Below are 18622 nucleotides of genomic sequence, written 5' to 3' on the forward strand. Positions count from 1 at the left end.
CAGCGCGCTGGCGCGCTCCGCGCGCCCGGCTTGTGCCGGGGTGGCCTGGGAGGGGGTGGGCGGGTGGACACCCACCGGCAGCAAAGCCATTGGCCATGCCGAGCCGCGCCCGCCGCCATCAACCCTGCCGAGCCGCGCCCGGCTGCCAGGCCCGGCCAGTCCGGACCGCTGCCAGCCCCGTAAGCCCGGACCGCTGAGGCCCGCCAATCCGCGCCCCGCACGGCTCGAAGCCCCGCCAATCCGCGCCTCGCGCGGCTTGAAGACCTGCTCAGCCGCGGCCTCCGGCCCCCGCTTCCATCATCCCAGCGGGCACCGACAATTCCGAGTGTTCGCCGGCCAAGGAGCGCTCAGCGCAGCGTCAAGGCAGCCCGCTGATAGGCCAACGGCGCGCCCTTCACGTCCTCCTCCAGCAAGGCGTCCCACTTCTTTTCGCCCTTCAGCACGCGCAGCAGGAACGCCGTCAGCATCGCCCGCGCCAAGCGTTGCGCGGCCCGTTCGCCCTTGCCGTCCAGGAGCAGTTCGCTCCAGTGCCGGCCCTCGGCGAAACCCAGGTGGCTGGTCTTCGGCAGCACCCGGTACTGCACCGGGCCCGTCCACGCTTGCGCGATCGCCTCCGCGTGCCCGACCGGGGGCGCGATGCGGTCCTCGCCGGCCGCCAGGTGTAGTCCCGGCACGGTCACCCGGCGGGCCGCGTCCAGTGCCGACGGGCGGACCTCCGAGGCCGCCAGGGTCACCACCGCGCGCACCCTGTGGTCGTCAGCGGCGGCCAGTACCGCCGCTCCGCCGCCCATCGAGTGGCCCGCCACGGCCAGGCGTTCCGGGTCCACGCTGATGCCGCCCTCGCCCAACCGGACACCGGTGCACACGTCCAGCGTGGTGCGCAGGTTCCCCGCCAACAGCCTCGACGACATCAGCGGACCGCGCTGCGTGCCGGGAGCCGCCGCGACGATGCCCCACGACGCCAGGTGCCGCAGCAGCGCCCGGTACCTCGTGACCGGTTGCAGCCAGCCGTGGCCGAACGCGACGGCGGGGAGGCCCAGGCCGGCCGCGGGGGTGTAGACGAGGCCGGGGAGGCCCACCAGGGCGAGGTCGCCGCGCAGCACGGGGTGCTCGCCGGGCCTGCCGAGCTGGTCGAGCACCTGCTTCGCCGAGTAGCCGCTCACCGCGTGAACGGTAGTCGATCGCGCCGAACCCGCGCACGCCCCGATTGGTCTACACCAATAAAGCCGCCGACCAGCACAAACGCCAGGAAGTGGCCCGTTCGGGTGACAACCCTGGTCTGGTTACGCTGTGCGGCGTGTGCGGAATCGTGGGATACGTGGGCCACCGGCCGGCGCTGGACGTCGTCCTCGACGGGTTGCGGCGGCTGGAGTACCGGGGCTACGACTCGGCGGGCGTCGCCGTGCTGGACGGCGCCGGCGGGCTGGCCGTCGAGCGCAAGGCCGGGCGGCTGAGCAACCTGGAGGAGCGGCTCGACGAGGTGGGCCGCGAGGCGTTCGCGGGCACCGCGGGCATGGGCCACACGCGGTGGGCCACGCACGGCGCGCCGATCGACCGCAACTCCCACCCGCACCGCGACGTGACCGGCCGGGTCGCCGTGGTGCACAACGGGATCATCGAGAACTTCGCCGCCCTGCGCGCCGAGCTGGAAGCGCGCGGCGTCGAGATGGCCAGCGACACCGACACCGAGACCACCGCCCACCTGATCGCCATCGCCTACACCGAGGGCGACACGGCGGGTGACCTCGCGGCCAGCGTGCGCGCCGTGGTCCGCCGCCTGGAGGGCGCGTTCACCCTCGTGGTGACGCACGCCGACCAGCCGGACACCGTCGTCGCCGCCCGCCGCTCCTCGCCGCTGGTGGTGGGCGTGGGCGAGGGGGAGACGTTCGTCGCCTCCGACGTGTCCGCGTTCATCGAGCACACCCGCGAGGCCGTCGAGCTGGGCCAGGACCAGGTCGTCGTGATCACCCGCGAGGGCTACGAGGTGACCGACTTCGCGGGCGGGGCCGCCGAGGCCAAGCCGTTCACGGTCAACTGGGACCTGTCCGCCGCCGAGAAGGGCGGCCACGAGTACTTCATGCTCAAGGAGATCGAGGAGCAGCCGGACGCGCTGGCCAACACCCTGCGCGGCCACTTCGTCGGCGGCCGGATCGTCCTGGACGAGCAGCGCCTGTCCGACCAGGACCTCCGCGACGTGGACAAGGTATTCGTCGTGGCCTGCGGCTCGGCCTACCACTCGGGCCTGGTCGCCAAGTACGCCATCGAGCACTGGACCCGCCTGCCCGTCGAGGTCGAGCTGGCCTCCGAGTTCCGCTACCGCGACCCGGTGCTGGACCGCGACACCCTGGTCGTCGCCGTGTCCCAGTCCGGTGAGACGGCCGACACGCTGGAGGCCGTGCGGCACGCCCGCGCCCAGAAGGCCCGCGTGCTGGCCGTGTGCAACACCAACGGCGCGCAGATCCCGCGCGAGTCCGACGCCGTGCTCTACACGCACGCCGGCCCGGAGATCGGCGTCGCGTCCACCAAGGCGTTCCTCGCCCAGATCGCCGCGAACTACCTGGTCGGCCTGGCGCTGGCGCAGGCGCGCGGCACCAAGTACCCCGACGAGGTGGCGCGCGAGTTCCACGAGCTGGAGGCCATGCCGAAGGCCGTGCAGCAGGTGCTGGGCACGGTCGAGCAGGTCCGCGCGCTGGGCCGCGAGCTGGCCGACTCCAAGGCCGTGCTGTTCCTGGGCCGCCACGTCGGCTACCCGGTGGCGCTGGAAGGCGCGTTGAAGCTCAAGGAACTGGCGTACATGCACGCCGAGGGCTTCGCCGCGGGCGAGCTGAAGCACGGCCCGATCGCGCTGATCGAGGAGGGCCTGCCGGTCGTCGTGGTGATGCCGTCGCCCAAGGGCCGGGCGGTGCTGCACTCGAAGCTGGTGTCCAACATCAGCGAGATCCAGGCGCGGGGCGCGCGGACCATCGTGATCGCCGAGGAGGGCGACGAGACGGTCCGGCCGTTCGCCGACCACCTGATCGAGGTGCCCGCGGTGTCCACGCTGCTCCAGCCGCTGGTCTCGACCGTGCCGCTGCAGGTCCTGGCCGCGGAGATCGCGCGCAGCCGGGGCTACGACGTGGACAAGCCGCGCAACCTGGCCAAGTCCGTCACCGTCGAGTAGGTCACCGGCCGCGCGCCTAGGCTCTCCCGCTATGCGGGGACTGTGGACCACGGGACGGGTCAAGGCGGCCGAGGAGCGGGTCATGGCGCGGGTGCCCGAGGGGGCGCTCATGCGGCGGGCCGCGTTCGGCGTCGCGACGGTGGCGCTGGAGCACCTGGCCGGGCGGCGGCGGGTCGGCCTGCTGGTCGGGGCGGGCGGCAACGGCGGCGACGCGCTGTGGGCGGGCTACTACCTGCGCCGGCGCGGGGTGGCCGTGTCCGCGGTGCTGCTCGACCCGGCCAGGGCGCACGCCGCCGGCCTGGCCGCGTTCCGGCGGGTCGGCGGCCGGGTCGTCGACCGGCTCACCGACGTGGACCTGGTGGTCGACGGCATCGTGGGGCTGTCCGCGCGGGGCCCGCTGCGGCCGGACGCCGCCGAGCACGTGGCGCACCTCGACGCGCCCGTGCTGTCGGTGGACCTGCCCAGCGGCGTGGACCCCGACACCGGCGCGGTGCGCGGCCCGCACGTCCGGCCCGCGGTCACGGTCACGTTCGGGTGCCTCAAGCCCGTGCACGCGCTGGCCGACTGCGGCGAGGTGCGGCTGGTGGACATCGGCCTGGGCCCCGAGCTGGCCGGCCCGGACCTGCTCGAACTGGACGTCTCCGACGTCGGCGAGGCGTGGCCGGTGCCGGGTCCCGCCGACGACAAGTACACCCAGGGCGTGACCGGTGTCGCCGCCGGTTCGGCGACCTACCCCGGCGCGGCCGTGCTGGCCACCGGCGCGGCGCTGCTGGCCACCTCCGGCATGGTCCGGTACGCGGGCGCGGCGGCGGAGGGCGTGCGGGCGCGGTGGCCGGAGGCGATCTGCACCGGGTCGATCACCGACGCCGGCCGCGTGCAGTCGTGGGTGGTCGGGCCGGGCCTGGGCACCGGGCTGGGCGCGGAGGCCGTGCTGCGGACCGTGCTGGAGGCGGGCGTGCCGGTGTGCGCGGACGCGGACGCCATCACCATGCTCGCCAACAACCCCGACCTGTGGGACGCGCGCGACCCGGACACCCCGCTCGTCCTGACCCCGCACGACCGCGAGTACGAGCGCCTGGCGGGCGAGGTCGGCGACGACCGGGTGGCGGCGGCGAAGCGGGCGGCGGACAAGTTCGACGCCGTGGTCCTGCTCAAGGGCCACACCACGGTCATGGCCGCCCCGGACGGCCGCGTGCTGGTCAACCGCGCCCGCACGTCCTGGGCCGCCACGGCGGGCTCCGGCGACGTCCTGTCGGGCCTGGTCGGCGCGCTCCTGGCGGCCGGCCTGGACCCGCTCCTGGCGGCGGGCTGCGCGGCCCGCGTGCACGTCCTGGCGGCGGAGCTGGCCGCGGACGGGGCACCGATCCCGGCGACCTCCCTCCTCGCCGCCGTCCCCGACGCGATCCGCGCCGTCCGCCCGCTGACCCCCTGACCCCGAGCCGCGCCGTCCGCCCGCCGACCTCCCGACCGGGGCCGGGCCGTCCAGCCGCGGACCACCCGACCCGGGCCGGCACCGACCGCCCCCTGTGTCACCATGAACGGTGTTATGGCTGCTCCTCGCGCTGAGGTCGTGATCGACCTCGACAACCTCCGGCACAACGTCGCGCTCCTGGCCGGCCGCGCGCCCGCCGCCGCGACCATGGCCGTCGTCAAGGCGGACGGGTACGGGCACGGCGCGGTCGAGGTGGCGAGAGCGGCCCTGGAGGCGGGGGCGACCTGGCTCGGCTCGTGCTCCCTGGCCGAGGCGCTCGCGCTCCGCGGCGCGGGCATCACCGCGCCCACGCTGGCCTGGCTGGACCCGGTCGGCACCGACTACGCGCCCGGCGTCGAGCAGGACATCGACCTCTCCGCGGCGAGCACCCGGCAACTGGCGGAGATCGCGGACGCCGCCCGGCGCGCGGGCCGGACCGCCCGCGTCCACCTCAAGATCGACACCGGCCTGTCCCGCAACGGCTGCCCGCCCGACGAGTGGCCCGCCCTGGTCGAGCAGGCCGCCGCCACCCCCGAGGTCCGCGTGGTCGCCGTCTGGTCGCACCTGGCGTGCGCCGACGAGATCGGCCACCCGGCCACCGACGCCCAGGCCGAGCGGTTCGACGACGCCTACCGCGCCGCCGTGGCCGCGGGCCTGGACCCGATGCGGCACCTGGCCAACTCGGCCGCCCTGCTCACCCGTCCCGACCTGCACTTCGACCTGGTCCGGCCGGGCATCGCGGTCTACGGGCTCAACCCCGTGCCGGAGCCGTTCGACCTGCGCCCGGTCATGACGTTCCGCTCCGCGGTCGCGCTGACCAAGCGCATCGCGGCCGGCGAGTCGGTGTCCTACGGCCTGACCTGGACCGCCAAGGCCGACACCACGCTGGCCCTGGTGCCCGTCGGCTACGCGGACGGCGTGCCGCGCGCCCTGTCCAACCGCATGCACGTCCTGCTCGCCGGCGCGCGGCGTCCCGTGGTGGGGCGGGTGTGCATGGACCAGGTCGTGGTGGACTGCGGCGACGACCCCGTGGCCGAGGGGGACGAGGTGGTGCTGTTCGGCACCGGCGCGCACGGCGAGCCGACCGCGCGCGAGTGGGCGGACACCACGGGGACCATCGACTACGAGATCGTCACCGGCATGTACCGGCCGCGCGTGGCGAGGACGTACCGGTGAACACGCTGTGGAAGGCCGTCGGCTGGGCGGGCGGCGTGCTCGGCGCGGCGGCGACGGGCGTCGCGGTCGGCGTGGCGGCCAACCACAAGAAGGTCGCCAAGGACCGCCGCCAGGACGACCCGCTGGCCGACGAGCCCTTGGGGGAGCTCACCCCGAACCGCGAGTCCACGGTCGCCGCCGACGACGGCGTGCCCCTCTCCGTGGAGGAGATCGACCCCGAGGACGGCGGCACGCCGGACCTCACCGTCGTCCTGGTGCACGGCTTCGCCCTGGACCGCCGCTGCTGGCACTTCCAACGCCGCGACCTGGCCGGGCTCAGCGAGCCCAGGGTCCGCCAGGTCCTCTACGACCAGCGCGGCCACGGCCGTTCGGGTCGGGGGAAAGCCGAGTCGAGCACCATCGACCAGTGCGCCCGCGACCTGGACGAGGTGCTCCGCGCGGTGGTCCCCGAAGGCCCGGTCGTCCTGGTCGGCCACTCCATGGGCGGCATGACGATCATGGCCCTCGCCGAGCAGCAACCCGAGCTGTTCGCCGACCGCGTCCGGGGCGTGGCCCTGGTCGGCACGGCGGCCGGCGCGGTGGGCGGCGCCGGCCTGCCCAAGAGCGTGCTGTCCCGCTACAACCCGGTGACCCTCGGCGTGGGGCGGCTGGCCGGCCTCCAGCCCGGCCTCGTGGAGTGGGTCCGCCGCCGCGCGAACACCCTCACCTGGAGCGGCATCCGGGCGCTGGCCTTCGGCGACCGGGGGACCAGCGCGTCCCTGGTCGACCTGATGGAGCAGATGATCGGCGGGACCACCGTGCAGGTGCTCACGGAGTTCCTGGAGACTCTGGGCACGCACAACAGGTACAAGGCGCTGGCCGGTCTGCGGCACTGCGAGGTCCTCGTGATCAGCGGTGACGCCGACAAGCTGACGCCGTTCTCGCACGCCGAGCGGATGGCCGAGGAGATGCCGCACGGCGAACTGGTCCGCGTCCCGGGTGCGGGCCACATGGTGATGATGGAACAGCCCGACCTGGTGACGGGACACCTGGTGGGCCTGGTTCGGCGCAGCGCGGTCGAACGGTCGGAAAGCAGGCGGCGGTGGTGGCGACGAGCGTGACCCTCCCCAGGGTGGAGGACACGGAGGAGTTCGGGCGCAGGCTCGGCGAACTGGTGCGCGGCGGCGACCTGCTGCTGCTGGCCGGCCCCCTCGGGGCGGGCAAGACAGCCCTGGTGCGCGGTCTGGCCAACGGCCTGGGCGTGACCGGCCGGGTCAGCTCGCCGACGTTCGTCATCGCCCGCGTCCACGAACCCGCGCCGGAGGGCCGGGGCGTGCCGCTGGTGCACGTGGACGCCTACCGCCTGGGCGGGCACCTGGACGAGCTGGACGAGCTGGACCTGGACACCGACCTGGTGGACGCGGTGGTGGCCGTCGAGTGGGGCGAGGGCGTGGCCGAGCGCCTCTCCGAGGACCACCTGCTCATCCGCCTGGAACGCCACGACGACGACGTCCGCACGGCCCACCTGGAGCCCCACGGCTCCTGGACCACCCGCGAACTGCCCTAGGCCTCGGCGATCCCGCGCACGACCCCCAGGCGGACCAGGTCCTGCGGGCGCAGCATCAGGTCGTCGGCCAGCTCCCGCACGTCCGCGCGCTTGAGGATCGCGGCGGCGAGTTCGGGCGCGATCACCGAGAAGTAGGCGTCGGGCGCGATCCAGGTGTGGTCGGGCGAGGACAGCGCCAGCGCCCCGCCGGACCCGCCCTCGCCGACCACCAGGGTCGTGATCGGGACCCGCGTCTCGGCCACCACCGCGAACAACTCGGCGATCGCCGCCCCGAGCCCGGCGCGTTCGGCGGCGGCGTCGTTGGCCGCGCCGGGCGTGTCCACCAGGGTCAGCACCGGCAGCGCGAGCCGCCCGGCCAACCGGATGACCCGGCTCGCGGTCCGGAACCCGGCGGGCGTGGTGGCGGTGCCGGTCTGGGCGACGTAGGCGACGGACCGCCCGTGCCGCCGGCCGATCCCGCACAGCAGCCCGGGATCGACCCCGCCGGCCCGGTCGCCGCTCAACGCGACCCGGTGGTCGAAGTAGTCGTCCAGGTACGCCGCCGCCCGGGGCCGCTCGGGCGCACGCGCGCGCTCGACGGCGCTCCAGCCGTCCTCGGGCAGGTCGGTCGCCCCCAACGCCCGGGGCACCTCGGCCGGCACCGCGCCACCGCCGGTCAACAGCCCGAGCAGCCGCCCGACCACGTCGTCCACGTCATCCTCGGCGACGACCACGTCCACCGTGCCCGCCGCGAACTGGCCCTCGGCGGTGTAGGCGGGGTCGTCGCCGGGCCGCACCCGGCTGCCGGCGAACCCGACCTGCGCGCCCGCCACCCCGACCACCACGTCCGCGCCCGCGCCCAGCGACGCCCACAGCCCACCGGTCGTGGGGTCCCGGAGCACGGAGACGTGCGGCAACCCCGCCTCCCGGTGCACCGCGCACAGCCGCGCCACCCGCTGGAGCTGCCGCAACGACAGCATCCCCTCCTGCATCCGGCTGCCGCCGGTGGCGATCACCGACACCACCGGCAGGCCCCACGCCAGCGCCTCGCCGAACGCCTCCTCCAGCACCGCCCCGGTGGCCGTGCCGACCGACCCGCCCAGGAACCGGAAGTCGAACGTGATCACGACCGCGTCCGCGCCCCGCCGCCACGACACGGACTCCGCCCCGCCGGTCCGCTCCCGCGCCCGCCGAAGCTGGTCGTCGTAGCCGGGCCAGCCGAGCGGGTTCACCGCAGCTCCCGCTTCAGGACCTTGCCCATGTCGTTGCGCGGCAACGACTCCACGAACCGGACCACGCGGGGCCGCTTGTGCGGCGTCAGCAGCTTCGCCACGTGGTCGGCCAACTCCTCCGGGGGCACCGGCGCCCCGGCAGCCACGACCCAGGCCACCACCCGCTCGCCCAAGTCGTCGTCGGGCTCTCCCGTCACCGCGACCTCCGCCACTCCCGGGTGCTCCAAGAGGGCGTTCTCGATCTCGCCGGCCCCGATCTTGTACCCGCCGCTCTTGATCAGGTCGGTGGCGCGCCGCCCGACGATCCGCAGGTACCCGTCCGGCTCGACCACCGCGAGGTCACCCGTCCGGAACCACCCGTCCGTGAAGGCCTCGCGGGTGGCGTCGGGCCGGTTCAGGTACTCCAGGAACAGGTTCGGGCCGCGCACCTCGATCTCGCCCGGCTCGTCCCCGACCACCCGCACCTCGACCCCGTCCAGCGGCGGTCCGACCGTGCCCGGCCGCCGGTCCCCGGACGCCCGGACGCTGGTGTTCATCAACGTCTCCGTCATGCCGTACCGCTCGACCACCCGTTGCCCGGTGAGCCGTTCGAGCTGCTCGTGGACGGTGGCCGGCAGTGCCGCCGACCCCGACACCAGCAGCCGGGCCTTGGCGAACGCCGCCGCGTGCTCGGGCGCCTGCGCGATCCGGTGGTACATCGTGGGGACGCCGAACATCATCGTGCCGACCGACGCCATCGCCTCGGCCGCCTTCTCGACGGTGAAGCTCCCCAGGTGGTGCACCGTCCCACCGCGCCGCAACGGCCCGAGGACGCCGATGCCCAGCCCGTGCACGTGGAACAGGGGGAGGCCGTGCACGACGACGTCCTCGGCGGTCCACTCCCACGCCTGCGCGAGCGCGTCGAGGTTCGACGCCAACGCCCGCCGGGGCAGCACCACGCCCTTGGGCGGCCCGGTGGTCCCGGAGGTGTAGATGATCAGCGCGGGGGCTTCCGCGTCGGGTTCGGGCAACGGCACCTCGACCCCGGACGGCAGGTGGTCGTCCACCACGAGGTCCGGCTCGCTGTCCCCGAGGATGTGCGCCAGTTCCCGCTCACCCAACTTGGGGTTCAACGGCACCACGGGCACCCCGGCGAGCAACGCGCCGACCACCACCACACAGGTCCGCACGTCGGCCCGCGCCCACACGGCGATCCGCCGCTTCCCCACCAACCCGTACGCCACCTGCCGGGCTTGCGCGGCCAGTTCGGCGTAGGTCAACTCGTAGTGGGGGAACCGGATGGCCACTTTGGCGGTGGGGGAGGCCAAGGCAGGCAGCAACATCCACCCACCTTGACCAAGAACCCGCCGAACCGCATCACAACTGTGCTCCGAGCCACCCGGCGGTCTCGTCGCGCGGTCGGCGCTACGACTTGATCAGGACCGAGGTCTCGGCCACGAGCTTGGCGTGGGGCGGCTGCGAGGACGTCACCGGATCGTCCTCGCCGATGGTGTCCTGGCCCGGTGCGGAGGTCGTCGACCGCTGGGAGTTGCGGACCCTGTTGTTGGTGCGCTTCGCGCGGCTGTCGATCTGAAGCGGCAGACGCCAGCGCAGGTGCCGGAGCGAATGGCGAGTGGCGGTTGAATTCCCGGCGGGCTGGTCGCACCCGCCGTGGCGGTCGATCACGACCGCCTATTCGATCGGCTCAATGGCGAAGCCCCCGATCGGCTCAGGGGCTTCGCGATCATGGAACGTGTTTCAGCCGAGGTGCGGCTCCAGCCACTTCAGCAGTTGCGCCTTCGGTCGCGCCCCCACCAACTGGGCCACCAACTCCCCACCCCGGTACAGCTGCAACGTCGGCATCCCCATGATCCCCAGGTCCCGGGCCGTCCGGGGGTTCGCGTCCGTGTCGATCTTCGCGAACGACACCGACTCCAGCTCGGCGTCCAGCTCCGCCAGCACCGGCTCGATCATCCGGCAGGGCGGGCACCAGGCCGCCGTGAACTCCACGAGCACCGCGTCCCCGGTGATCGCCTCCGCGAACGTCTCGTCCGTCAACGCGCGCACGGTCTGCTCCTCTTCTCCGCCTCCGCCAACTGCGTGCGCACCCGGCTCCGCGCGGCCTCCAGGCGCTCGATGCACTCGTCCAACTCGGCGAGCTTGCGCCGGTACACCGCGACCGACGCGGGACACGCGTCCCCGCTCGGGTGGCCGTCGCGCAGGCACTCGACGAACGGCCGGGTGTCCTCCAGCGCGAAGCCGATGCCGGCCAGCGACCGGATCTCGGTCACCAGCCGCAGGTCGGCCTCGTCGTACTCGCGTTGCCCGTTGGCCCCGCGCCGCGCCCGCAGCAGTCCCAGGGACTCGTAGTAGCGCAACGCCCGGGTGGTCGTGCCGCCCCGTCGTGCCAGTTCTCCGATGCGCACGGTGCCGATCCTCCGCCTTGACGCCGACGTCAAGTCCAGTGTGCTTCAGCCCACGAACACGGCACCCGTACCCTTGACGACCGTGCTAGTGCTCGCCTTGGACACCGCGACCCCCGCCGTCACCGCCGGAGTGGTCGAACTGACGCCCGACGCGCCGCCCCGCCTGCTCGCGCGGCGGGTGACGGTGAACGCGAAGGCGCACGGCGAGCTGCTCACCCCCCACCTCCAGGAGGCCCTGGCCGAGGCCGGGAAGACCCTGCGCGACCTGGACGCCATCGTCTGCGGTTCGGGGCCCGGCCCGTTCACCGGGTTGCGGGTCGGCCTGGTCACCGCCGCCGCCCTGGGCCAGGCGCTCAACCGCCCGGTCTACCCGGTCCCCACCCCGGACGCCATCGCGCTGGACGCGAACACCGGCCACCCGCTCCTGGTCGCCACGGACGCGCGCCGCAAGGAGGTCTACTGGGCCGCCTACGACGCCGCCGGCCGCCGCACCGACGGCCCGCACGTGGACAAGCCGGCGGACGTCCTCGACAAGCTCCCGGCGGTCACCGCGGCGGCCGGCGAGGGCGCGCGGATCTACGCCGACGTGCTCGGCCTGCCGGTGGTGGACGCCCGGTACCCGTCGCCGACCTCCCTGGTCGCCGCCGCCGCGGGGGAGCTGCTCGCCGGCGCCCGCCCCGCCGCGCTCACCCCGCTCTACCTGCGTCGACCGGACGCCGTCGAACCGGTCGGCCGCAAGCGGGTGACGAGGTGACCCCGCGCACGGTCACCATCGCGCCGCTGCGCCGCGAGGACGCGGCCCGTTGCGCCGAGATCGAGCAGGAGCTGTTCCCCGGCGACGACCCGTGGAGCGAGAACGCGTTCCACAGCGAACTCGACCACGGCGGCTACTACGTCGGCGCGTACGCCGAAGACCGGCTCATCGGGTACGCGGGCCTGGCCCTCACCGACTTCGAGTCCAGCGTGCACACGATCGCCGTGGACCGCGCCCACCAGGGCTCCGGCGTCGGCAAGACCCTCCTGCGCACCCTGCTGGCCAAGGCCGACGAGCTGGGCCTGCCGGTGTTCCTGGAGGTCCGCACGGACAACGTGCCCGCGATCTCGCTCTACCTGGCGCACGGCTTCGAGCACCTCGGCCTGCGCCGCCGCTACTACCAGCCGTCGGGCGCCGACGCGTACACGATGGGAAGGCCCGCGAACCGTGACTGACCGGCTCATCCTCGGCATCGAGAGCTCGTGCGACGAGACGGGTGTCGGCATCGTCCGCCTCGGCCCGGACGGCGCGCTGGAACTGCTCGCCGACGAGGTCGCCTCCAGCGTGGAGGAGCACGCGCGCTTCGGCGGCGTGGTCCCGGAGGTGGCGTCGCGCGCCCACCTGGAGGCGATGGTGCCCACCATGCGCCGCGCCGTGGAGAAGGCCGGGATCGAGCTGTCCGACGTGCACTCGATCGCCGTCACCGCGGGTCCGGGCCTGGCCGGGGCGCTCCTGGTGGGCGTCAGCGCCGCCAAGGCCTACGCCGCCGCGCTCGACAAGCCGCTCTACGGCGTCAACCACCTCGCGGGGCACGTCGCCGCCGACACCCTCCAGCACGGCCCGCTGCCCAAGCGGTGCGTCGCGCTGCTGGTCTCCGGCGGCCACTCCCAGCTGCTGCTGGTCGAGGGCCTGGCGGAGAAGATCACCGAGATCGGCTCCACCGTGGACGACGCCGCCGGCGAGGCCTACGACAAGGTCGCCCGCCTGCTCGACCTGCCCTACCCGGGCGGCCCGCCCATCGACAAGCTCGCCAAGCAGGGCGACGGGTGCGCCATCGCGTTCCCGCGCGGCCTGACCGGTCCGCGCGACGCCAAGTACGACTTCTCGTTCTCCGGCCTGAAGACGTCGGTCGCCCGGTGGGTGGAGAAGCGGGAGCGCGCCGGCGAGGAGATCCCGCTCGCCGACGTGGCGGCGTCGTTCCAGGAGGCGGTGGCCGACGTGCTGACCGCCAAGGCCATCCGGGCGTGCAAGGACCTCGGCGTGGACACCCTGGTGATCTCCGGCGGGGTCGCGGCGAACTCGCGGCTGTCCGGCCTGGCGGCCGAGCGCTGCGCCGAGGCGGGCATCGAACTGCGCGTGCCCCGTCCCCGGCTGTGCACCGACAACGGCGCGATGATCGCCGCGCTCGGCGCGCACCTGGTGGCCGCCGGCGCGAAGCCGTCGCCGCTGGATCTGTCCACCGTGCCCGGCCTACCCGTCGGCACGGTGCAGATCTTCTGACCCTTCCTTGAACGCCAACCGGAACCGCTCGTCGCCCAGCGCCGCGCGGGCGGCGGCGGTGATCCGGTCCACGTCGTGGCGCTCACCATCCGGCAGCGGCACGCCCACCGACAGCCGGTGCGCCGTCGCGACCCCGAGCAGCCGCGCGGCCTCCTCGTGCCGACCGGCCAGCGCCTCCGCACCCGCCAACCCCTCGCAGGCCAGCGCCACCGCGCGCGGGTCGCCGACCCGGCGCGCCAGGTCGAGCCCGGCGCGTTGCAGCCGCAGCGCTTCCTCGACGTCGCCCCGCTGCTCGGCGACGAACCCCTGCTCGGCCAGCACCAGCGTCGCCCCGGCCTCGAACCCCGGCCGCCGGTGCCACTCGCGCAGCCGCGCCAGCAGCCGGTCCGCCTCGGCCAGGTCCCCGGACCGCCGCGCGACCAGCGCCAGCCCGGTCTCCGCGTACATCTCGCCGGGGGAGAAGCCCTGGTCCGCGGCGATCCGCCGGGCCTGCTCGTGCAGGGCGCCCGACTCCGCGAAGTCCCCGGTCAGCAGGGCCACCCGGCCCAGCCAGGACAGCGTGTAGGACACCTCCGGCCACGAGCGCAGCTCCCGGGCCAGTTCGAGCCCCCGCCGGTGCACGCGCGCCGCCGTGTCGTAGTCGCCGCGCAGCTGCGCCAGCGTGCCCAGGGCGAACGACGCCTGGAGCCGGCCCCACCGGTCGCCCAGCGCGGTGAACGCCCGGTCGGCCCGCTCGGCGGCGTCCCGCGCGGTGTCGAAGTCGCCGCGGCCCATGGCCTGGCTGAACCGGTCCGACAGCGCCGCGGCCACGCCCCACTCGTCGCCGCGCGCGACGAACTCCGCCAGCGCCGAGTCCGTGAGCCGCTCGCCGGCGGCCATGTCCCCGACGGTGGAGAACACGTACCCGAGGAACCACCGCGCCCGCGGGTCGGCGACGTGCCCCGGGTCCCGCACCGGCCCGCCGGCCAGCACCGAGAACCCCTGCCGCCACGGGCCGTCCAGCGCGTCCCGGGCCTCCCGGACCCGGCCGCGCAGGAACCAGTACCAGGCCAACGCCCGCGCCGCGCCGGGGTCGCCCTCGACGGCGGCCCGCAGGTTCGCGGCGTCGGCGTCCAGCCGCGCCAGCCACCGCAGCTGGTCCGGGCCGCGCAGCTCGGGGTCCGCCCGTTCGGCCAACGCCCGGTAGTGGGCGGCGTGCCGGGCGCGGACGGCGGCCTGCTCACCCGCCTCGACCAGCCGCTCCCGCCCGTAGTCGGCCACCGACTCCAGCAACCGGTAGCGCACCCGGTCGCCGGGCACCACCACGACCAGCGACCGGTCCACCAGCCGGCTCAGGCCCTCCAGCACGTCGTCCACGCCGTCGCCCGCGCAGATCGCCTCGGCGGCCTCCAGGTCGCACCCCTCGACCACGACCGCCAACCGCCGCAGCACGGCCCGTTCGGCGGGTTCGAGCAGGTCCCAACTCCAGTCGATCATGGCCCGCAGCGTCCGCTGGCGCTCCGGCGCGTCCCGCGGACCGCCCGACAGCACCCGGAACCGGTCGTCCAACCGCTCCAGCAGCCCGTCCACGCCGAGCGCCCGCACGCGGGTCGCGGCCAGCTCCAGCGCCAGCGGCAACCCGTCGAGCCGCGCGCAGATCCGCTCGACCACGGCCCGGTTGTCGGCCGTCACGGCGAACCCGGGCACCGCCGCCGAGGCCCGTTCGCCGAACAGCCGGACCGCGTCGGGCGGTTCCAGCGGCGGCACCACCCAGACGGTCTCCCCGGCGATCCCCAACGGCTCCTGGCTGGTGGCCAGCACCCGCAACCCGGGCGCGGCCCGCAGCAACCGCGACACCAGCCCGGCGACCGCCCCCACCAGCCGCTCGCAGTTGTCCAGCACCAGCAGGACCTCCCGGCCGCGGAACGCCTCGGCGACGCGGTCGACGAGCTGGGCGGACATGCCCGGCGACACCTCTTCCCGCACCCCCACCACGGCCGCGACCGCCCCGGCCACCCGCTCGCCCGCGACGCGGTCCAGGCCGGCGAGCTCCACCAGCCACACCCCGTCGGCCACCGCGCCCTCCAGCGACCGCGCGACCTCCACCGCGAGGCTCGTCTTGCCCACCCCGCCCGGCCCGGTCAGCGTCACCAGCCGCGCCGACCCCAGCAGCCCGGCCACCGCCGCCACCGCCCCGGACCGCCCCACCAGCGACGTCACCGGCGCGGGCAGGTTCGTGCGCGGCCGGACCACCTCGTGCCGCAGCAGCGCCTGGTGCAGCTCCACCAGCTCCGGCCCCGGCGCGAGCCCCTGCTCCTCGGCCAGCAGCCGCCGGTAGGCGGCGTAGCTCTCCAGCGCCCGCACCTGGTGCCCGCCCAGGTACAGCGACCGCATGTGCAGCCCCCGCAACCGTTCCCGCAACGGGTGCCGCGCCACCTCCTCCGCCAACGACACCGGCCGCCCGGCCGCGAGCAGGGCCTGCGCCCGGTCCTCCACGACGGTCAGCCGCTCCTCCGCGACCCGCGCGGCGAACCCCACGGCGAACGGCTCCGACCCGAACTCCGCCAGCGGCTCACCGCGCCACAACGCCAACGCGTCGTCGTGCGCGCCCGCCGCCGCCAGCGCGCGGAACTCGACCAGGTCCAGCCACGAGTACCGCACCGCGTACCCCGGCGGCTGCCACACCACCACGTCCCGCCCCAGCGCCTTGCGCAGCGCGGACACCTTGGTCTGCAACGTGTTCCCCGGGTTGCCCGGCGGGTGCGCGCCCCACAGCGCCGCGCCCAGCGCGTCCACCGGGACCGGCCGGCCCTCGGCGACCAGCAGCCGCGCGAGCAGCGCCCGCACCTTCGCCTCCGGCACCCGCACGGGGGTCCCGTCCGCCGTCCACACCGCCAGGGGTCCCAGCACGCCGAATCGCACGACCTGGAGTCAACCAGCAGTGGACCCGCAGCCAACCCGCAGCGCCCGCCGACAACCTGGTCCCACCGACGAACGAAGGAGCGACATGAGCACGCCGCTGACCCTGATCGGCCTCGGCCCCATGGGGCAGGCCATGGTCCGCAGGTTCCTGGCCGCAGGCCACCCGGTCACCGTCTGGAACCGCACCGCGAGCCGCGCCGACGCGCTGGTCGAGCAGGGCGCCACCCGCGCCGACACCCCGCAGGCGGCGGTCGACGCGTCCCGGCTGGTCCTGCTCAGCCTGACCGACTACGCCGCCATGCACGACATCCTCGGCGACGTCGAGCTGGCCGGGAAGACCGTCGTCAACCTCAGCTCCGACACCCCGGACAAGACCCTGAAGGCCGCCGCGTGGCTGGCCGAGCGGGGCGCGGAACTGGTGGTGGGCGGGGTGATGGCGCCCGCGCCGTTGGTCGGCGAGGAGGGCGCGTACGTCTTCTACAGCGGCCCCAAGGACGTCTTCGAGGCGCACAAGGACGTGCTGGCCGTCATCGGCCGGCCGGACTACCTGGGCGAGGACCACTCCCTGGCGCAGCTGTTCTACCAGGCGCAACTCGACTACTTCCTGACCGCGCTGGCCGGCGTCCTGCACAGCACCGCGCTGGTCAAGACCGCCGGCGTCCCGGCCGCGAAGTTCGCCCCGTACCTGCGGGACAACCTGAACTCGATCTCGATGTACCTGGACGAGACCGTCCGGCACCTCGACTCGGGCGAGTACCCGGGCGACCAGGCGAACATCCTGATGATGGGCGCGACCGCCGACCACATCGTCGGCGCCAGCGAGTCCACCGGGCTGGACGCCGGGCTGCCGAAGGCGGTCCAGTCGCTCTACCGGCGCGGCATCGAGGCCGGGCGCGGCAGGGAGAGCTGGACCGCCCTCTACGAGGTGATCAAGGGTAAGGAGAATTAAACAGCGTTAAGTCCGGGGTTGCGGTCCTCCACCACGAACGACTTGAGGGTGGTGGCCGCGGCCCCGGGCGTCCGCACGGCGGGCAGGGTCCGGAAGTCCGCCCGCATCTCCTGCGCGGTGAACCGGGTGCGGACGTACCCGCGGCGGCGGCTGTGCAGCTTGATGTGCGGGTTGAGCCGGAGCTGGGTCTGGTCGACGGTGTCGTTGCCGTCGCCGCCGGAGGTGACCGACGTGCAGACCAGCTCGGTGCCGACGGTCCGCGACGACGCCGGGTCGTTCCAGTCGGCCTTGATGTCGGCGGCGTAGTGGGCGTGCACGTCACCGGTCAGCACGACGGTGTTGCGCACGCCCGCCTCGACCCACCCGCGGGTGATCCGGTCGCGCGAGGCCAGGTAGCCGTCCCAGCCGTCCATCGACACCTCCTTGACCGGGCCGTCCTTGCGGTCGCGCTCGGCGAAGAAGACCTGCTGGCCCAGGACGTCCCAGCGGGCGCGGGAGCGGCGGAACCCGTCCAACAGCCACGCCTCCTGCTCCGCGCCGGTGATGGTGCGGGTCGGGTCGCCGGCCTCGGCGCAGGTCTTCCAGCCGTCGCCGCACGCCTGGTCGTCGCGGTACTGGCGGGTGTCGAGCATGTGGAAGTTGGCCAGCGCGCCCCACTGGACGCGGCGGTAGAGCTGGAGGTCGATGCCGTTGGGGCGGGCGGACCGGCGCAGCGGCATGTTCTCGTAGTAGGCCTGGAACGCCGCCGCGCGCCGGTCGAGGAAGTTCGGGTCGGGCTGCTCGGGCACCTCGTCGGCCCAGTTGTTCTCCGTCTCGTGGTCGTCCCAGACGACCAGCCACGGCGCGGTCGCGTGGGCGAACTGGAGGTCCGCGTCGGTCTTGTACTGGGCGTGGCGCAGCCGGTAGTCGGCGAGGGTGCGGGTCTCGGGGCCGACGACGGCGCGCACGTCGGCGGCCTTGGCCGCGTACTCGTACTGGTAGTCGCCCAGGTGCAGGACCAGGTCCGGGTCGTCCTCGGCGAGGCGGCGGTAGGCGGTGAAGTAGCCCTCGCCGTAGTGGGCGCAGGAGGCGAAGCACATCGTGAGGTCCTGCACCTCCCACGGCGCGGGGGCGGTGCGGGTGCGGCCGACGGGCGAGATGTGGTCGCCGGCCTTGAACCGGTAGAAGTACTCGGCGCCGGGGCGCAGGCCGAAGGGTTCGACGTGCACGCTGTGGGCGCTGTCCGGCCGGGCGACCTGCGTGCCGCGCCGCACGATCCGCCGGAAGCCCTGGTCCTCGGCGATCTCCCAGTGCACCGGGACGACCCGGTTGGGCATGCCCCCCAGGCCGTCCTCGTTGAGCGGGTCGGGGGCGAGGCGCGTCCAGAGCACGACGCCGTCGGGGCGCGGGTCACCGCTGGCCACGCCGAGGGTGAAGGGGTCGCCGAGCTTGGGGAAGCCGGCCCCGGCCGTGGCCAGGGCGACACCGCCGATGAGCAGGGTTCGTCGCGTCACGGTGTTCATGCGCCAGACCGTCGCCCACCAGCCTGACGCCCGGATTAACTCCACCC

At 74.5% G+C, this 18622-nt stretch carries 17 protein-coding genes; 9 read left to right on the forward strand and 8 right to left on the reverse strand.

What is annotated here, in order from left to right; translation table 11 throughout:
• Positions 1–347 precede the first annotated feature (347 nt).
• Positions 348–1163 (reverse strand): alpha/beta hydrolase, encoded by an 816-nt coding sequence (locus tag AB0A74_RS08905; RefSeq protein ID WP_358248264.1) that lies wholly within the window; start codon positions 1161–1163, stop codon positions 348–350.
• Between the two features lie 134 nt (positions 1164–1297).
• Between AB0A74_RS08905 and glmS the strand changes: the two genes are divergently transcribed.
• The 5 genes from glmS (at position 1298) to tsaE (ending at position 7353) form a co-directional block, all read left to right on the forward strand.
• Positions 1298–3160, forward strand: coding sequence for a glutamine--fructose-6-phosphate transaminase (isomerizing) (gene glmS / locus AB0A74_RS08910; RefSeq protein ID WP_358248265.1), 1863 nt, complete (start codon positions 1298–1300; stop codon positions 3158–3160).
• Between the two features lie 31 nt (positions 3161–3191).
• Positions 3192–4592 carry an NAD(P)H-hydrate dehydratase gene (locus tag AB0A74_RS08915; RefSeq protein WP_358248266.1) on the forward strand — a complete coding sequence of 467 codons (1401 nt, stop codon included), beginning with the start codon at positions 3192–3194 and terminating at the stop codon, positions 4590–4592.
• A gap of 114 nt (positions 4593–4706) precedes the next feature.
• Positions 4707–5807, forward strand: coding sequence for an alanine racemase (gene alr, locus AB0A74_RS08920; protein ID WP_358248267.1), 1101 nt, complete (start codon positions 4707–4709; stop codon positions 5805–5807).
• Positions 5804–6907, forward strand: coding sequence for an alpha/beta hydrolase (locus AB0A74_RS08925; protein WP_358248268.1), 1104 nt, complete (start codon positions 5804–5806; stop codon positions 6905–6907). Before alr ends, AB0A74_RS08925 begins: the two co-directional genes overlap by 4 nt.
• Entirely contained in the window at positions 6889–7353 is a 465-nt protein-coding gene (gene tsaE, locus AB0A74_RS08930; protein WP_358248269.1) for a tRNA (adenosine(37)-N6)-threonylcarbamoyltransferase complex ATPase subunit type 1 TsaE, read from the forward strand. The genes AB0A74_RS08925 and tsaE overlap by 19 nt, the downstream gene beginning before the upstream one ends.
• Here the strand turns inward: tsaE and AB0A74_RS08935 are convergent.
• The 5 genes from AB0A74_RS08935 to AB0A74_RS08955 all read right to left on the reverse strand — a co-directional run bounded on the left by AB0A74_RS08935 (position 7350) and on the right by AB0A74_RS08955 (position 10969).
• Positions 7350–8564 (reverse strand): carboxyl transferase domain-containing protein, encoded by a 1215-nt coding sequence (locus tag AB0A74_RS08935; protein WP_358248270.1) that lies wholly within the window; start codon positions 8562–8564, stop codon positions 7350–7352. The genes tsaE and AB0A74_RS08935 overlap by 4 nt on opposite strands.
• Positions 8561–9886 (reverse strand): acyl-CoA synthetase, encoded by a 1326-nt coding sequence (locus AB0A74_RS08940; RefSeq protein ID WP_358248271.1) that lies wholly within the window; start codon positions 9884–9886, stop codon positions 8561–8563. Before AB0A74_RS08940 ends, AB0A74_RS08935 begins: the two co-directional genes overlap by 4 nt.
• 82 nt (positions 9887–9968) lie before the next feature.
• Positions 9969–10229: a hypothetical protein gene (locus tag AB0A74_RS08945; RefSeq protein WP_358248272.1), complete on the reverse strand. Its 261-nt coding sequence runs from the start codon at positions 10227–10229 to the stop codon at positions 9969–9971.
• Between the two features lie 72 nt (positions 10230–10301).
• A complete protein-coding gene (locus AB0A74_RS08950) occupies positions 10302–10610 on the reverse strand; it encodes a thioredoxin family protein (protein ID WP_358248273.1) in 309 nt (102 codons plus the stop codon).
• Positions 10598–10969 (reverse strand): MerR family transcriptional regulator, encoded by a 372-nt coding sequence (locus AB0A74_RS08955; RefSeq protein ID WP_358248274.1) that lies wholly within the window; start codon positions 10967–10969, stop codon positions 10598–10600. Before AB0A74_RS08955 ends, AB0A74_RS08950 begins: the two co-directional genes overlap by 13 nt.
• An 82-nt stretch (positions 10970–11051) precedes the next feature.
• Between AB0A74_RS08955 and tsaB the strand changes: the two genes are divergently transcribed.
• The 3 genes from tsaB to tsaD are packed head-to-tail and all read left to right on the forward strand — an operon-like array spanning position 11052 to position 13223.
• Positions 11052–11723 (forward strand): tRNA (adenosine(37)-N6)-threonylcarbamoyltransferase complex dimerization subunit type 1 TsaB, encoded by a 672-nt coding sequence (tsaB, locus tag AB0A74_RS08960; RefSeq protein WP_358248275.1) that lies wholly within the window; start codon positions 11052–11054, stop codon positions 11721–11723.
• Positions 11720–12178 carry a ribosomal protein S18-alanine N-acetyltransferase gene (gene rimI / locus AB0A74_RS08965; RefSeq protein ID WP_358248276.1) on the forward strand — a complete coding sequence of 153 codons (459 nt, stop codon included), beginning with the start codon at positions 11720–11722 and terminating at the stop codon, positions 12176–12178. The genes tsaB and rimI overlap by 4 nt, the downstream gene beginning before the upstream one ends.
• Positions 12171–13223: a tRNA (adenosine(37)-N6)-threonylcarbamoyltransferase complex transferase subunit TsaD gene (tsaD, locus tag AB0A74_RS08970; RefSeq protein ID WP_358248277.1), complete on the forward strand. Its 1053-nt coding sequence runs from the start codon at positions 12171–12173 to the stop codon at positions 13221–13223. Before rimI ends, tsaD begins: the two co-directional genes overlap by 8 nt.
• Here tsaD and AB0A74_RS08975 read toward each other — a convergent pair.
• Positions 13194–16124 (reverse strand): BTAD domain-containing putative transcriptional regulator, encoded by a 2931-nt coding sequence (locus AB0A74_RS08975; protein WP_358248278.1) that lies wholly within the window; start codon positions 16122–16124, stop codon positions 13194–13196. The two genes, tsaD and AB0A74_RS08975, sit on opposite strands and share 30 nt — an antisense overlap.
• 85 nt (positions 16125–16209) lie before the next feature.
• Here AB0A74_RS08975 and AB0A74_RS08980 point away from each other — a divergent pair, with 85 nt between their 5' ends.
• On the forward strand, positions 16210–17073 hold the full coding sequence (locus AB0A74_RS08980) for an NAD(P)-binding domain-containing protein (protein ID WP_358248279.1): 864 nt from the start codon (positions 16210–16212) through the stop codon (positions 17071–17073).
• On the opposite strand, the gene AB0A74_RS08985 is transcribed toward AB0A74_RS08980, so the two are convergent.
• Positions 17070–18575, reverse strand: coding sequence for an alkaline phosphatase D family protein (locus AB0A74_RS08985; RefSeq protein WP_358248280.1), 1506 nt, complete (start codon positions 18573–18575; stop codon positions 17070–17072). The two genes, AB0A74_RS08980 and AB0A74_RS08985, sit on opposite strands and share 4 nt — an antisense overlap.
• Positions 18576–18622 lie beyond the last annotated feature (47 nt).

This window comes from Saccharothrix sp. NPDC042600, from assembly GCF_040647305.1.
Classification (GTDB): Bacteria; Actinomycetota; Actinomycetes; order Mycobacteriales; family Pseudonocardiaceae; genus Actinosynnema; species Actinosynnema mutabilis.

Bases quoted from the DNA above. Each gene is read 5' to 3' on its own strand.
- AB0A74_RS08985 (WP_358248280.1), bottom strand. From the start codon at position 18,575: ATGAACACCGTGACGCGACGAACCCTGCTCATCGGCGGTGTCGCCCTG.
- alr (WP_358248267.1), top strand. From the start codon at position 4,707: ATGGCTGCTCCTCGCGCTGAGGTCGTGATCGACCTCGACAACCTCCGG.
- AB0A74_RS08940 (WP_358248271.1), bottom strand. From the start codon at position 9,886: ATGTTGCTGCCTGCCTTGGCCTCCCCCACCGCCAAAGTGGCCATCCGG.
- AB0A74_RS08980 (WP_358248279.1), top strand. From the start codon at position 16,210: ATGAGCACGCCGCTGACCCTGATCGGCCTCGGCCCCATGGGGCAGGCC.
- AB0A74_RS08915 (WP_358248266.1), top strand. From the start codon at position 3,192: ATGCGGGGACTGTGGACCACGGGACGGGTCAAGGCGGCCGAGGAGCGG.